Annotated in this window: 10 protein-coding genes; 3 read left to right on the top strand and 7 right to left on the bottom strand. The window is 68.2% G+C overall.

Annotated features, from left to right (window positions below):
* Positions 1 to 5: 5 nt before the first annotated feature.
* Complete coding sequence (locus tag ACSQ2F_RS16685; protein ID WP_436024813.1) at positions 6 to 2,270, bottom strand: ABC transporter ATP-binding protein; 2,265 nt, start codon at positions 2,268 to 2,270, stop codon at positions 6 to 8.
* A gap of 184 nt (positions 2,271 to 2,454) precedes the next feature.
* Between ACSQ2F_RS16685 and ACSQ2F_RS16680 the strand changes: the two genes are divergently transcribed.
* Together ACSQ2F_RS16680 and cphA are read left to right on the top strand one after the other, a co-directional pair.
* Positions 2,455 to 4,665, top strand: a complete 2,211-nt coding sequence (locus tag ACSQ2F_RS16680) for a cyanophycin synthetase (protein WP_436024811.1) — start codon at positions 2,455 to 2,457, stop codon at positions 4,663 to 4,665.
* Between the two features lie 46 nt (positions 4,666 to 4,711).
* Entirely contained in the window at positions 4,712 to 7,282 is a 2,571-nt protein-coding gene (gene cphA / locus ACSQ2F_RS16675) for a cyanophycin synthetase (protein WP_436024809.1), read from the top strand.
* Positions 7,283 to 7,358: 76 nt separating this feature from the next.
* Here the strand turns inward: cphA and ACSQ2F_RS16670 are convergent, their stop codons facing one another.
* From ACSQ2F_RS16670 to ACSQ2F_RS16645, 6 genes are read right to left on the bottom strand one after another with little or no spacing between them, the layout of a single operon-like run.
* The gene (locus ACSQ2F_RS16670; RefSeq protein ID WP_436024807.1) at positions 7,359 to 8,591 is read right to left on the bottom strand and encodes a TetR/AcrR family transcriptional regulator; all 1,233 of its coding nucleotides are present in this window, start codon (positions 8,589 to 8,591) and stop codon (positions 7,359 to 7,361) included.
* A 41-nt stretch (positions 8,592 to 8,632) separates the two neighbouring features.
* On the bottom strand, positions 8,633 to 9,763 hold the full coding sequence (locus tag ACSQ2F_RS16665; RefSeq protein ID WP_436024805.1) for an ABC transporter ATP-binding protein: 1,131 nt from the start codon (positions 9,761 to 9,763) through the stop codon (positions 8,633 to 8,635).
* Positions 9,756 to 10,736: an ABC transporter ATP-binding protein gene (locus ACSQ2F_RS16660; RefSeq protein WP_436024803.1), complete on the bottom strand. Its 981-nt coding sequence runs from the start codon at positions 10,734 to 10,736 to the stop codon at positions 9,756 to 9,758. Before ACSQ2F_RS16660 ends, ACSQ2F_RS16665 begins: the two co-directional genes overlap by 8 nt.
* Before the next feature lie 2 nt (positions 10,737 to 10,738).
* Complete coding sequence (locus tag ACSQ2F_RS16655; RefSeq protein WP_436024801.1) at positions 10,739 to 12,430, bottom strand: ABC transporter substrate-binding protein; 1,692 nt, start codon at positions 12,428 to 12,430, stop codon at positions 10,739 to 10,741.
* Between the two features lie 58 nt (positions 12,431 to 12,488).
* Positions 12,489 to 13,409, bottom strand: a complete 921-nt coding sequence (locus ACSQ2F_RS16650) for an ABC transporter permease (protein ID WP_436024799.1) — start codon at positions 13,407 to 13,409, stop codon at positions 12,489 to 12,491.
* A 2-nt stretch (positions 13,410 to 13,411) separates the two neighbouring features.
* Positions 13,412 to 14,368, bottom strand: a complete 957-nt coding sequence (locus ACSQ2F_RS16645; RefSeq protein ID WP_436024797.1) for an ABC transporter permease — start codon at positions 14,366 to 14,368, stop codon at positions 13,412 to 13,414.
* 324 nt (positions 14,369 to 14,692) lie between these two features.
* Between ACSQ2F_RS16645 and ACSQ2F_RS16640 the strand changes: the two genes are divergently transcribed.
* Entirely contained in the window at positions 14,693 to 15,925 is a 1,233-nt protein-coding gene (locus ACSQ2F_RS16640; RefSeq protein WP_436024795.1) for an acyl-CoA dehydrogenase family protein, read from the top strand.
* Positions 15,926 to 15,938: the final 13 nt, after the last annotated feature.

Raw genomic sequence — 15,938 nt, 5'->3', positions numbered from 1 at the left:
AAGGTTCAGGCGTCGCCGGCAGGGTGGGCCGCATGGGCAGGCGGCGTGATGGCAGGGGGCTCCTCGCCATCGTCGTCCACGCGGCGCACCTGCGCTTCATACAGGCGCCAGTAGGCACCCTGGCGCGCCATCAGTTCGTCGTGAGGTCCGACCTCCACCACCTGGCCGCGGTCCATGACCACGAGGCGATCGGCCTTGCGCAAGGTCGACAGCCGGTGTGCGATCGCAATGGTGGTGCGGCCCTGCACCAGGTTGTCCAGGGCCTTCTGGATCTCTTTCTCGGTCTCGGTGTCGACGGAGGAGGTTGCCTCGTCGAGGATGAGCAGGCGTGGATCGATCAGCAGGGCACGTGCAATGGAGATGCGCTGCCGCTCGCCGCCGGAAAGGCCTTGCCCGCGTTCGCCGACGAGCGAGTCGTAGCCCTGAGGCAGGCGCAGGATGAAGTCGTGCGCATGCGCGGCGCGAGCGGCGGCCACGATCTCCTCGCGGCTTGCATCCGGGCGACCGTAGGCGATGTTCTCGGCGATGGTGCCGAAGAAGAGAAAGGGCTCCTGCAGCACGAGGCCGATGTTGCGGCGGTAGTCCGCCACCCGGTAGCGGCGGATGTCGTGGCCGTCGAGATGGATGGCACCGTCCGTCACGTCGTAGAAGCGGCAGATGAGGTTGACGAGGGTGCTCTTGCCGGACCCGCTGTGGCCCACGAGGCCGATCATCTCGCCGGGGCGGATGTCGAGGTCGAGTCCCCGGATCACGCTGCGGTTGCCGTAGCGAAAGCCGATGTTGCGCATTTCGATGCGGCCTCGCGCGTGCTCGAGCGGCACCGGCGCATCGGGCTCGGGCACGTTGGACACATGGTCGAGGATGTCGAAGATGCGCTTGGCACCCGAGGCGGCCTTCTGGGTGACGGAAACGATGCGGCTCATCGAGTCGAGGCGCGTGTAGAAGCGGCCGATGTAGGCGATGAACGCCGTCAACACACCCACGGTGATGCTCTGGTGCGCCACAAGCCAGATGCCGAAGCCCCACACCACCAGCAGCCCGATCTCGGTAAGGAGCGACACGCTCGGCGAGAAGAGAGACCAGGTGGCGTTCAGCCTGTCGTTGACTTCGAGGTTGTGCGCGTTGGCGGCGCGGAAGCGGTCGGCTTCGCGGCGCTCCTGGGCGAAGGCCTTCACCACGCGGATGCCCGGAATGGTGTCGGCCAGCACGTTGGTGACCTCGGACCACACCCGGTCGATGCGTTCGAAGCCGGTGCGCAGGCGGTCGCGCACCTTGTGGATCATCCAGGCGATGAAGGGCAGTGGCAGCAGCGTGACGAGGGCCAGCCAGGGGTTGATGGAGAACAGGATCACGGCGGTCATCGCGATCGTCAGGACGTCGGTCGCGAAGTCCAGTGCATGCAGCGAGAGGAACACGTTGATCCGGTCGGTCTCCGAGCCGATGCGGGCGATCAGGTCGCCCGTGCGCTTGCCGCCGAAGTAGTCGAGCGACAGCTTGAGCAGGTGGTCGTAGGTGGTCGTGCGCAGGTCGGCGCCAATGCGTTCCGAGACCAACGCCAGCAGGTAGGTTCGCGCCCAACCGAGACCCCAGGCGGCGACGGCCGCGCCGAGCAGGCCGGCCAGGTAGAGCCCCACCTTGAAGGGGTCGATCTGCGCGCCGTTCTGGAACGGAATCAGCACGTCGTCCATCAGCGGGATGGCCAGGTAAGGCGGCACCAGCGTGGCGGCGGTCGAGGCCAGGGTCAGTGCAAAGCCCGCGGCCAGTTGCTTGCGATACGGCTTCGCGAAGCGCCACAGTCGAAGCAGGACCCAGGTCGAGGGCACGGGCTCGGGGTCGGACGAAAACGAGGTGTCGTCGTCGGGTTCGCCCGGCTCGGGCGCACGGCCCGAACGAAGGCTCGCGATGCGCTCGTCGAACGCACGGTGCAGCTTGAGCGCTTGCGCGTGAGACCCGAGCGTGAAGCGCCAGATGGCCAGTCGAGCTGTCGGTGAGAGCAGCTCGAGCGTGCCCACGCCGCCATGGTCGTGTGATCGAAGCCACAGGTCAGGGGCCAGCGAATGGGTGGTCCACGTGTCGCCGATCGGCGACAAACTCAGCAGCCGTTGGTCGGTCAACGCGACCATGCCCTGACCGAAGTGCAACGAGCTGCTTTCGAGGTCAACCACCAGCGTTGCAAGGACGTTCTCATCGACTGCGAGCTGTGCTCGCAGGGCCGCCTGGATGGAATCGGAGCGGGCTTCCAACGCTTGAACGGAATCGAGTTGTGGCATGGTGATGATGGCGTACCGCGGGGCAATGCAGGGATCCGCGATCCGGGGCGGTGCAAGGAATTCTCGCCGATGCGCGCCGTTCCGTGTGGTCTCCGAAGGTGCGGAGCACTTCCATACGGCGCACAATTGCGGCCTGGACCGGGTCTTGCCGGTCATGACCTCCTTGCCGAAAAAGCCGCCCCACATGACCAAGAAGGCCGACATCCAGCTGCAGCGCATCCGCTACCTGCGTGGCCCCAACATCTGGACCTACCGTTCCGTCCTCGAGGTCTGGCTTGACCTCGGCGAACTCGAGGACCACCCTTCCAACCTGCTGCCCGGTTTCAACGAGCGTCTGCTCAAGATGCTGCCTGCGCTCATGGAGCATCACTGCGGCGTCGGTGAACGCGGGGGCTTCCTGCAGCGCCTCGAAGCCGGCACCTGGGCGGGTCACATCCTCGAGCACGTCGTGATCGAGTTGCTCAACCTCGCACGCATGCCCACGGGCTTCGGCCAGACCCGCAGCACCTCGAAGCACGGCGTCTACCGCATGGTCTTCCGGGCGCGCGAGGAAACGGTGGCCCGTGCCGCCCTGGCCGAAGGCCACCGGCTGCTCATGGCAGCCATCAACGACGAACCCTTCGACGTCGAAGCGGCCGTCGCCCGCCTGTGCGAGAAGGTCGACGCCTGCTACCTCGGCCCGAGCACCGCCCACATCGTCGGCGCCGCCACGGACCGTGGCATTCCGCACATCCGGCTGAACGCCGGCAACCTCGTGCAACTCGGCTATGGCGCGAGCCAGCGCCGCATCTGGACGGCCGAGACCGAGATGACGAGCGCGATCGCCGAAGGCATCGCTGGCGACAAAGACCTGACCAAGCAGCTGCTTTCGACGGTCGGTGTCCCGGTTCCGGAAGGCCGTGTGGTCACGTCGCCCGCCGAAGCCTGGGATGCCGCGGAAGACATCGGCCTGCCGGTCGTCGTCAAGCCGCTCGACGGCAACCACGGCCGCGGCGTCACCATGGACCTGAGCGATCGCGCCGACATCGAGGCCGCCTTCAAGGTGGCGCTCGAGCAGGGCAGCGGCGTGCTCGTCGAGCGCTTCATCCGCGGCCAGGAGCACCGTCTTCTCGTGGTCGGCGGCCGGGTGGTTGCCGCGGCACGCGGCGACATCGCCTACGTGACGGGCGACGGCAGCTCGACGGTCGAACAACTGGTCGATTCCCAGCTCAACACCGATCCGCGTCGAGGCGAGAACGAGGACTACCCGCTCAACCACCTCATCTTGTCGCGCGAGGCCACGGTGCTGCTCGATCTGCAGCGCCAGGGCTTGTCACCCGAGGCCGTGCCGGCCGCGGGTCGCCAGGTCTTGATCCAGCGCAATGGCAACCTGTCGGTCGACTGCACCGACCAGGTCCATCCCGATGTGGAACATGCCGTGGTGCTCGCCGCCCGCGTGGTCGGCCTCGACATCGCAGGTGTGGACCTGGTCTGCGAAGACATCGGCAAGCCGCTCCAGGTCCAGCGGGGCGCGGTGGTCGAGGTGAACGCGGGCCCGGGCCTCCTCATGCACCTGAAGCCCGCAGTGGGAGCGCCTCGTCCGGTGGGTCGGGCGATCGTCGATCACCTGTTCCCCGAGACCGAAGCGGGCGCGGGCCGCATTCCCGTCATCGGCGTGGCGGGCTCGCGCGACACCGGCACCGTGGCCCGCCTGGTGGCCTGGCTGGTGCACCTGAGCGGACGCAAGGTGGGCCTGGCCTGCCAGGACGGCCTGTTCCTCGACCGCCGTCGCGTGGAGCAGACCAACTCGGCGAGCTTCGATCCCGCCCACCGCCTGCTGATCAACCGCCAGGTGCAGGCCGCGGTCATCGAGAACGGCGCCGAGTCCATCCTGCGCGACGGCCTGGCCTACGACCGGTGCCACATCGGCGTCGTGACCGACTTCGACGGCTGGGAGCGCCTCGGCCACTACGACATCCAGGAAGCCGACCAGATGGCCAAGGTGCTTCGCACCCAGGTCGACGTCGTGCTGCCCGACGGCGTGGCCGTGCTCAACGCGGCCGACCCGCGCGTGGCGGACCTGGCTTCGCTCAGTGACGGCGGGGTGATCCTGTACGCCGCCGAGGGCGAGAACGAGCGCCTCGTGGCCCACCGCGCGGCGGAGGGCCGCGTTGCCTTCATCCGGCGCGGCCAGGTCGTGCTGGCGACCGGGCACAGCGAGGTCACGCTCCACAGCCTGCGCGCGGCGCCTCTGGTCACCGGCGATGCCGGCGGCGCGCGCCAGCAGGTGCTGCTGGCGGCGGTCACCACCGCCTGGGCGATGGGCATTTCGCTCGACCTGGTCGCCGCGGGCATCGAGACCTTCGACTGGGACCTCCTGCCCTCCACCGTGGCCACGGCTCCGGCCGGCCACTGACCGCCCGCGGCGCGAGCGCACCCCGAACACCAACCGAATCGACACGATGGAAGTTTCCCGCATCCGGGCCTTGCGCGGCCCCAATCTCTGGAGCCGGCACACCGCGATCGAGGCCATCGTGGCCTGCGAGCCGGGCGAATTGTCCAAGCGGGACATCCCCGGATTCGAGCCGCGCCTTCGCGCGCTGTTTCCGAGCATCGGCGAGCTGCGTCCGCGCGGCCACGTGGGCAGCATCTCGCTGGCCCACGTGCTCGAGATCGCGGCCCTGGCGCTCCAGGCCCAGGCGGGTTGCCCCGTCACCTTCAGCCGCACCTCGGCGACCGTCGAACCCGGCGTGTTCCAGGTGGTGGTGGAGTACAGCGAGGAGCCGGTCGGCCGCAAGGCGTTCGAGCTGGCCCAGGCGCTCATCGAGGCGGCACGCCATGACCGCCCCTTCGACGTCAACGCCGCCATCACCGAACTGCGCGACATCGACGAGGACGTTCGCCTCGGCCCGAGCACCGGAGCCATCGTGGATGCCGCGGTGGCGCGCGGCATTCCGTATCGCCGACTGACCGAGGGCAGCCTCGTCCAGTTCGGCTGGGGTTCGCGCCAGCGCCGCATCCAGGCCGCCGAACTCGACGCGACCAGTGCCGTGGCGGAGTCGATCGCCCAGGACAAGGACCTCACCAAGCTGCTGCTGCGCTCCGCCGGCGTGCCGGTGCCGCTCGGTCGGCCCGTCAAGACGGTCGACGAGGCGTGGGAGGTGGCCAACGAGATCGGGCTGCCCGTGGTGGTGAAGCCGCAGGATGGCAACCAGGGCAAGGGCGTCACCGTCAACATCGTCTCGCGCGACCACCTGGAGGTCGCCTTCCGCGCGGCCGCCGAGTACGGCGAGGTGATGGTCGAGAAGTTCCTGCCGGGCAACGACTTCCGCCTGCTCGTCGTCGGTGACCGCCTGGTGGCGGCCGCCCGCCGCGACCCGCCTCAGGTCATCGGGGACGGCCAGCACACGGTGCGCGAACTGGTCGACATCGTGAACGCCGACCCGCGACGGGGCGAAGGGCATGCCACGTCACTCACCAAGATCCGCTTCGACGACATCGCCGTCGCCCGCCTGAAGGTGCAGGACCTGGCACCCGACTCCGTGCCCGAGAAGGGCCGGCGCGTGATCCTTCGCAACAACGCCAACCTCAGCACGGGCGGTACCGCCACGGACGTCACCGACGACGTGCACCCCGACGTGGCCGCGCGCGCGGTGGAGGCGTCGCAGATGGTCGGCCTGCACATCTGCGGAGTCGACGTCGTGTGCGAGAGCGTGCTCAAGCCGCTCGAGGAGCAGCATGGCGGCATCGTGGAGGTCAATGCGGCTCCTGGCTTGCGCATGCACCTGTCGCCGAGCTTCGGCAAGGGCCGCAACGTGGGCGAGGCCATGGTCGCCAACCTCTTTGCGCATGGCGACGACGGCCGCATCCCGGTCGTGGCCGTCACCGGCACCAACGGCAAGACGACCACCGCCCGACTCATCGCCCACGTCGTCGCGACCAGCGGCATGCGGGTGGGCATGACCAACACCGATGGCGTCTATGTCAACGGCCGCCAGATCGACAGTGGCGACTGCAGCGGCCCGCGCAGCGCCCGCAACGTGCTCATGCACCCCGACGTCGATGCCGCCGTGTTCGAAACGGCCCGCGGCGGCGTCCTGCGCGAGGGACTGGGCTTCGATCGCTGCGACGTTGCCGTCGTCACCAACATCGGTGCCGGCGATCACCTCGGCCTCAACTACATCACCACCGTCGAGGACCTGGCCGTGCTCAAGCGCGTGATCGTCCAGAACGTCGCGCCGCGCGGCTACGCCGTGCTCAATGCCGCCGATCCCATCGTGGCCGGCATGGCGGCCACCTGCCCGGGACAGGTGATCTTCTTCGCCGCAGATCGGCAGCAGCCCGTCATGGCGACGCACAGGGCCCAGGGCCATCGTTGCGTCTACGTCGACGGCGACGCCATCGTCGCGGCCGAAGGGCCCTGGCGCGAGCGCGTGCCCCTGCGCGACATCCCCATCACCCGCAACGGCACCATCGGCTTCCAGGTTGAGAACGCCATGGCCGCGGTGGGCGCGGCCTGGGGCCTCGGCCTGCACCCGGACACCATTCGCCGCGGTCTGGCAAGTTTCTCGAACGATGCCGACAACGCGCCGGGCCGCTTCAATGTGATGACCTACCGCGGCGCGACCGTCATTGCCGACTACGGCCACAACCCGGACGCGATGCGCGCGCTGGTGGCGGCGGTGGACGCGCTGCCTGCCACGCGCCGCTCGGTCGTGATCAGCGGCGCCGGCGACCGCCGCGACGAGGACATCCGCGAACAGACCGTGATTCTGGGTGCGGCGTTCGACGACGTCGTGCTGTTCCAGGACGCCTGCCAGCGCGGGCGGGCGGACGGCGAGGTGCTGGCGCTGCTGCGCGAAGGCCTGGCCGATGCACCGCGCACGCAGCAGGTCGATGAAGTGCGCGGCGAGTTCGCCGCCATCGATCTCGCGCTCGACCGCCTGCAGCCCGGCGACCTGTGCCTGGTACTGGTCGACCAGGTCGAGGAGGCGCTGGCCCACCTCGCGGCGAAGGTGGCGGCGGCCGACTGAGGGCGACGGTGCCGTGTCGGCACCTCGTCATTCCTGGCGACGCGCGCGCCTCTTCATCGATGCGGGCTGAACCCGCTCAGCGCGCAGCAGGCGGGCAGAGGATGCCGGTGAACATGGGCCGCACGTAGAGTTCGGCCACGTTGTGTTCGGTCACACCCTGCACCCAGTGGCCGAGGCCGGCCGCGCCGCTGATGATGCCGGTGCCGATGTGCCCGGCCACGGTAGGATCAAGCGGCCGCACCGAGCCGTCGATGAGGCCATCGATCACCACACTGGTCTGCCGCGTGGTCAGCCGGTTCATGGTGCGCGTCACCTCGGCGCGACGGGCCGGGTCGGTGAGCGCCGTGATGGCGCCGTGGCGGAGCATCGGTCCTTCGGCCGACAACTGGAAGCGGGCCAGGGCCCGTGTGGACGCGCAGGCGCGTTCCCAACCGCTGCCGAAGTCCCGGTCGGCGAGGGTGAGGGCGGTGCGGATGATGTCGAAGCTCCGCTCGAAGCAGGCCCAGACCAGGTCTTCCTTGTTGTCGTTGTGGTGGTAGAACGAGCCCTTGGTGACATTGAGCATGGCGGAGATCTTGTCGACCGAGGCACCGCGGTAGCCCTGCTCGTTCACCATGTGGGAGGCGGCGCGCAGGAAGGCCTCGGCCGTGGGATCGGCATCCCGCCGGAACGTCCAGCTGCGCTCCTGCTCGCTGGCCGCCGTCCAGGCGGCCGGGTCGGGCGCGCTGCCGCGGATGACGATGTCGCTCACGCGGTCTGCCACGTCGACGTACTCGACGATCTCGTGCCGCGCGATCCATGCACGCATCCAGTGGCCCAGCGACAGCAGGGCGTAGGCGCGGGTGGACAGGTCCGCCCGGCTGAGGCTCGCCGTCTCCGGCGAGCGCAGCAAATCGCGGACCTTCCTGAACATCGCGGTGTAGGCCTTCGACACCGCCTCGAACTGCGGGCTCGGCAGGGCCCGCATGTCATTGAACAGCACGAGGGGCGGATGGCTGCCTTCGTCGACCGCAGCGAACAGCCGGGCCAGGCCGCGGCAGTAGGCAACGATGCGCGCGGTCACGTGGCGCTCGGCCGCCGCGGCCGTCGCCACCTGCATGAAGGCGTCGATCGAGCGCTGGAAGCAGGCGCTCGCGAGGTCTTCCTTCTTGCGGTAGTAGTAGGTGACGCTGTTGGTCACGAGCCCCACGCTGCTGGCGATCTCGGCCAGGGTGGCGCCCTTGACGCCATGCTGGTTGAACTGCAAGGCCGCGGCACTGAGGATGGCTTCGCGCTTTTCCTGATAACGCTGGGTCTGGACGGCAGACATCGAAGGGTGGTGGCGCGAGAAAGAGGTCGGGAATTATGCCGTCAGCCCAGCACGGCGGCGTTGCGCTGCAGCAGCGGGGCCGCTGATGAGACGGCCTGCTCGCCGGGCGGATGGACGAGGTGGCAGGCCACCGCCCGGTCGGCACCCGAGGCCATGAGCACCGGGTCCACCGTCTTGCAGACCGGCATGGCGTGCGGGCAGCGCGGATGGAATCGGCAGCCCGACGGCGGCCTCAGCGCACTCGGCACTTCGCCCAGCACGGGCACGCGCGGCCGCCGACGCTCCACCTCGGGGTCGGCCACCGGCACGGCCGACATCAGGGCCTGCGTGTAGGGGTGCTGCGGCCGCGCGTACAGGTCGTCGCGGCTGGCGATCTCGACGATGCGGCCGAGGTACATCACCGCGATGCGGTGGCTGATGTGGCGCACCACCGCCAGGTCATGGGCGATGAAGAGGTACGACAGCCCCAGGCGTTGCTGCAGCTCGACGAGCACGTTCACCACCTGCGCCTGGATGGAGACGTCGAGCGCCGACACGGGCTCATCGCAGATGATCAGGCTCGGCTCGAGCGCCAACGCGCGGGCAATGCCGATGCGCTGGCGCTGGCCGCCCGAGAATTCGTGCGGATAGCGGTCGGCCATGTGGGGCAGCAGGCCGACCGTCGCGAGCAGCGCGCCGACGCGTTCGTCGTACTCGGCCTGGTTGCGCACCAGCCGATGCACCGCCAGCGGCTCGCCGACCAGGTCGCGCACCCGCATGCGCGGGTTCAGGGATCCGTACGGGTCCTGGTAGACCATCTGCATGCCGCGCCGCAGCGGGCGCATGCGCTTCTTGTCGAAACGCGTGATGTCCTGGCCTTCGAACTCGATTCGCCCGCCCGTGGGCTCCAGCATGCGCAGCACCGCGAGCCCGGTGGTCGACTTGCCACAGCCGGACTCGCCCACGAGGCCGAGCGTCTCGCCGCGGCGCAGGGAGAACGACACGCCGTCCACGGCCTTCACCGTGGCCCGCGGCCGACCGAACGGCAGGCGGGACCCTACCGGAAAGTGCACGGACAGGTTGTCGACCCGGAGCACCTCCTCGGCGCCGGGCGCCGGCGAGGCGACGCCCGACGGCAATGGCGCTGCGGGCACGGCCGCGGGGCCGACGGAGCGGGCAGTGGTCTCAGACATCGGCGAAGCACGCTTTCATGTGACGAGGGCCCGAACCGGGGACTTCCATGAGCACCGGACGTTCGGTGCGGCACCGGTCCATGGCGAGGCGGCAGCGCGGCGCGAAGGCGCAGCCGCCGGGCAGCGCGGCCAGGTCGGGAGGCTGGCCTTCGATCGGGATCAGGCGCTGCGCGGTGTCGCTGTCGAGCCGCGGGACGGAGGCCATCAGGCCCTGGGTGTACGGATGGCGAGGGCGTCGGTACAGGTCGGACGCGGGTGCGGTCTCGACCACCCGGCCGGCGTACATCACGACGACCCGATCGGCGTAGCGGGCGACGACGCCCAGGTCGTGGGTGATGAGGATGAGCGCCGAGTTCACCTTGGTGGCGAGCTCCTTCAGCAGATCGAGGATCTGCGCCTGCACCGTCACGTCGAGGGCAGTAGTGGGCTCGTCGGCAATGATCAGTTGCGGCTCGCACGCCATGGCCATGGCGATCATGGCGCGCTGGCGCATGCCGCCCGAGAACTGGTGCGGATAGGCGTCACGCCGGGACTGCGCATCCGGCATCCGCACGCGCGAGATGAGTTCCACCGCCTTGTCGAGGGCCTGCCGCCAGGGCAGGCGTCGGTGGAGGTTCATGGGCTCGGCGATCTGGTAGCCGACGGTCAGAGCCGGGTTCAGCGATGACATCGGCTCCTGGAAGATCATGGCAATCCGGTTGCCGCGCACCGACCTCATCTGCGCGTCGGTCAGCTTGAGCAGGTCCTGCCCGGCAAACAGGATCTCGCCCCGTTCGATGCGCCCGGGAGGCGAGGGAATGAGCCGCATGATGGACATGGCGGTCACGCTCTTGCCTGAACCCGACTCGCCGACGATGGCCAACGTCTCGCCGGCGTCCACGTCGAACGAGACATCGTCCACCGCGGCGACCAGGCCACGGTCGGTCTTGAAGCGGGTGGTGAGCCCGCGCACGCGCAGCAGCGGCTCGGCCATGGTCAGAAACCCATCTTCTTCTTCAGTTCCTGGTCGACCCACATGCGGGCGTGGATGGGGCCCGGGCGCACGGCGCCCGCACGCAGCTCGCCACCGTAGTTCTTCACCCAGGGCCACCAGGCGGTGTAGGTGTACTGCACCGGCAGCCAGATGTACGGCGCCTTCTCGAGCACCTCGCGCGTCATCAGCTTGGTCATCGCCAGCCGGCGGCGCTCGTCGGGCTCCACCAGGATGGCGTTGAAGCGGCGGTCGAAGTCGGCATCGGCGTACATGGAGACGTTCCACTGCTGCCCGGTGACGAACTGCTTGCGCAGCGAGGTCGTGGGATTGGTGGGCGAGTTGGTCATGAAGTAGCCGGCTGCGTGCTTCTTGGTCGTCATCGCCGAGAGGAAGGCGCCGTACTCCAACTGCTGCACTTCCATCTTCACGCCGACCTTGGCCAGGTAGGCGCCCAGCATGGCGAGCAGGTCCTGCTCCATGCTGACGCTCGTGGCCTGGACCTTGAACGTGAAGCCGTTCGGGTAGCCGGCCTCGGCCAGCAGCTTCTTCGCCTTGACCGGGTCGTAGGTGAAGAGCTCCTTCACCGACGGCGGCATGGCGTCGAGCGGCTCGTAGGAACCGATGTAGTCCGGATGCTGGGGAAAGCCGAGCATTTCGGCATGGCCGCCGAAGTACGACTTGAGGATCTCCTGCTTGTTCACCGCCATGTTGAGTGCACGGCGTACGCGGATGTCATCGAACGGCTTGGTGTCCATGCGCATGGCGAGGTAGGTGCTGGTCATGCCGAGCCAGCGCGACCACTTCAGTTGCGGCGCACTCCGCTTCAGTTCGTCCACCGCACTCCAGCGCACCGCCTCCAGCACGTCGATCTTGCCGGTCCGCAGGGCGGTGAGCCAGGTGGATTCGTCCTTGATCGTGCGGTAGACGATCTTGTCGGCGAACGGCAGCTTGTAGGCCTTGCCGCCGATGGTCTCGCTGTCCCAGTAGCCGGTGTTCTTCGTGTAGCTGAAGGAGTTGCCCTGCACGTAGTCGGACAGCATGTAGGGGCCCGTGCCGTTGGCGTTGCGCCAGTTGTTCGCCCCGGCGGCCACGACCTCCTTGGGCACGATCGCGGAGTAGTAGCCCCAGCCGAAGCGGTAGTCCCATTCGGCGTTGTAGCTGTTGAAGGTGAACACCACCGTGTGCTTGCCCGTCGCCTCCACCTTGTCGATATGGTCGAAGTAGCCGGCGATCTTCTTCGAGCTCTTGTTGAGCCGCTCGTAGCTGAAGACGACATCCTCGGCCGTCAGTTCGCGGGCCTCCATGACGCCCGCCTTGGCGGGGAACATGACGCCTTTGCGCAGCTGGATCTCCACCCGCAGCGGGTTCTGCTTCCACTCCCACTTCTCGGCCAGTTCACCGCGCAGCGCCTCCGGATGCAGCCAGGCGTCCGCGTAGAAGGGAAACTTGCCGCCATTGCGCTTGGACTTGCCGAGGTCGGCCGCGAAGAGCTGTTCGTACACCAACCCGGTGTCCACGTTGTGCTTCCAGTTGAAATCGGCGGGGTCCCATGACAGGGCGGTGAGCGTGATGTACGGCGTGCCGATGGTCAGCTGCCCGCCGTACTGCGGTGCGCCTTGAGCCGCGGCAGACCAGGGCAGGGCGACGAGCGCAAGTGCGGCGGTGAGGGTCTTCAGGGTCCAGCGCATTGACATCGGGGGCTCCTTATCGGGAAGGCGGAACGGGCGAGGCCGACAGCCGTCGGCCGACGGGTCAGCGGGCACCGCGCATGCGCGGGTCGAGCAGGTCACGCAAGGCGTCACCGAAGACGTTCGTGGCATAGACCACCACCGTGAGGCACAGGCCTGGCGCGAGCGCCAGCCAAGGCCCGTCGAACATGAACTGCCGTCCGGAGCCGGACAGCATGCCGCCCCAGGTGGGGGCCGGCGGCGGAACACCGAGGCCGAGGAAGGCGAGGCCCGACTCCGCCAGGATCACGGCGCCGATGCGCGTGGTGAAGAGCACGATCACCGGCGGCAGCACGTTCGGCACGATGTGCTTCCAGAGGATGCGCGGGGTCGAGGCACCAATCGACTGGGCGGCATGGACATACATGTTCTCGCGCACCGACACCACCGCGCTGCGCACGATGCGCGAGCCGCCGATGCCCAGCAGCAGCCCGAGCGTGCCGATGACGGTGCCCATGCCCGGCCCCATCACCGAGACGACTACGATGAGGATGACCAGATCGGGAAAGCTCATCCAGGCATCGACGAACCGCTGCACCAGCATGTCGACCTTGCCACCGAGGTAGCCGCTTACCACGCCGATCACGAGCGACACGACGGTGGCGAGGGTGGCGGCCGACAGGCTGATGATGACGGAGAGCTGCGCCCCGTACAGGCAGCGCGACAGAACGTCGCGGCCGAGGTTGTCCGTGCCGAACGGATACGCCCACGATGGCGCCTTGAGGCGGTCGATGGGATTGATGTCGTTCATGCCGTAGGGCGCCAGCACGTCGGCGAACACGCCGCAGAAGAGGAAGAGCAGGAAGATCGTGCCGCCGGCCGCGCCGAGGGGCTTCTCGCGGAACATGCGGGCGGTCAATCGCCAGATGCGCCAGGCCAGCCGAACGCCCGGGAAGACGCGGCGGCGGGGCGGGATGGCGAGGGTCGTGGGTGCTGCGGTGTCCATCGTCATCCTTGCCTCACGCGGGGATCGAGCAGGCCGTAGCTCAGGTCCACGGCCAGGTTGATGAGCATCACGCCCACGCCCACGACGAGAAACACTCCCGTGATCACCGGGTAGTCGCGCTGGGTCACGGCGTCGATCAGCATGAGCCCCATGCCGGGAATGACGAAGATCTGTTCGATGATCACGGCGCCTCCGATCAGCAAGGGCGCCTGCAGGCCGACCAGGGTCACGACCGGGATGAGCGCGTTGCGCATCGCATGGCGCCACACGACCCGACGCTCGTCGAGGCCCTTGGCCCATGCCGTGCGGATGTAGTCCTGGCGCAGCACCTCGAGCGTCATGGTGCGGGTCATGCGCATCGTGACGGCCGAAAGGCCCATGCCCAGCACGATTGCGGGCAGCAGCAGGTTCTTGAGGTTCAGCAGCGGATCCTCGGCGAAGCGGACGAAGTCGACGGGCGGCGACCATCCCCACCACAGTGAAGGGAAGACCATCACCATGGTGCCGACCCAGAAACTCGGCACGGCCAGCATCAGGATGGAGAACGAGCGGGTGACGTAGTCGCCCGTGGTGTCCTGACGGACGGCCGAGTACACGCCGATCGGCACGGCGAGCGCGAGCGCGAAGATGAGCGCCATGAGACCGAGCTCGAAACTGACCGGCAGCCGCCGTGCAAGCTCATCCCACACCGGCGTGCCTTCCCACAGCGAGTTGCCGAGATCGCCATGGAGCACGATGCCGCCCACCCATCGCAGGTACTGTTCCCACATCGGGCGGTCGAGGCCCAGGGTGGCCAGGAGCTGCTCGCGGGAGAGCTGGGCGGCCGAGATGTCGTTCTCGGCCAGCATCAGGTCGATGACGTCGCCTGGGATGAGGCGCACCGTCACGAACACGATGACGCTCGCGAAGAACAGCGTGGGAATCAGGCCGAGCAGGCGGCGCAGGATGTACGAGCTCATCGTTGGGCGTCCGGGTGGGCGGTGGCGTTCGGCGGGATGCGCTGTGCGGCGGCATACCCGTTCTTCGGTTCCTGGCGATCCCGAGTGCACGGCGCGTGGCGGTTGCGTGGCAGCGGCCGTCGCACAATGCGCCGACACATGATGTAGCAGCCGCGGGCATTCATTGCGAGGGCAAACACCTAGCTGCGCTGCAGCATCGTGCGGACCCTCGGGTAAGTCCATACCCGAGCTTCTAAAGCGTGTCACCAAGGTGCTGAAATGCAGGCTTCGTTCTGCTAACGTGTTCCTTGATGCGGCACGTCGCCGAAGCAACCGGGAAGAACCATGGACTTTTCAATGTCGGAGCGCCAGTCCCACTGGCAAGGGCGCGTCAAGGACTTCATGCAGCGCCACATCCTTCCGGCCGTGCCGGTGTATGCCGCCCAGATGAAGGGCTTCGGCGAGAACCGCTGGCAGGTGGTGCCGGTGGTCGAGGAATTGAAGGCGGTGGCCAAGGCGGAGGGGCTCTGGAACCTCTTCCTGCCACGTGACTCGCTGCCCGAGGACAGCCCGTTCAAGGGCGCGGGCCTCACGAACCTCGAGTACGCCCTGTGCGCCGAGGAAATGGGCAAGGTCGGCTTCGCATCCGAGGTGTTCAACTGCTCGGCGCCGGACACCGGGAACATGGAAGTGCTGAGCCGCTACGGCAACGACGAACACAAGCGCCAGTGGCTGCAGCCCCTGCTCGAGGGCCAGATCCGCTCGGCCTTCCTGATGACGGAGCCGGAGGTCGCCTCCAGCGACGCGACCAACATCGAGACCGAGATTCGCCGCGACGGCGATCACTACGTCATCAACGGCCGCAAGTGGTGGTCATCCGGCGTGGGTGACCCGCGTTGCAAGCTGGCCATCGTCATGGGCAAGACCAATCCGGATGCGCCGCGCCACGCGCAGCAGTCGCAGATCCTCGTGCCGCTCGACACGCCGGGGGTCGAGATCGTCCGCATGCTGCCGGTGTTCGGCTTCGACGACGCACCCCACGGCCATGCCGAGGTGGTCTTCCGCGACGTGCGCGTGCCGGCGGCCAACCTGCTGCTGGGTGAAGGCCGCGGCTTCGAGATCGCCCAGGGCCGGCTGGGCCCGGGCCGCATCCATCACTGCATGCGTTCCATCGGCAGCGCGGAGGTGGCGCTGGAGAAGCTGGTGCGGCGGCTGCATTCGCGCGTCGCCTTCGGCAAGCGCCTGTCTGAACACTCGCTGTGGGAGGAGCGGGTGGCCACCGCCCGCATCGACATCGAGATGACCCGACTGCTGTGCCTGAAGGCCGCCGACATGATGGACAAGGTCGGCAACAAGGTGGCGCGGCTCGAGATCGCGATGATCAAGGTGCAGGCGCCGCGCATGGCGTTGAAGATCATCGACGACGCCATCCAGGCCTTTGGCGCGGCCGGTGTGTCGGCCGACGCGGGCCTGGCCAAGCAGTACGCCAGCATGCGCACGATGCGCATCGCCGACGGCCCGGACGAGGTGCACAACCGCACCATCGCCCGGCTCGAGTACGACAAGTACCGGGGCTGATCGCCCCGTCGGA

Origin of the sequence: Rhizobacter sp. LjRoot28 (genome assembly GCF_964253025.1) — a bacterium.
In the GTDB taxonomy this organism is placed as follows: Bacteria; Pseudomonadota; Gammaproteobacteria; order Burkholderiales; family Burkholderiaceae_C; genus Rhizobacter.
Note: the sequence above shows the minus strand (reverse complement) of the source record. Positions and strands in the feature narration are given on the sequence as shown.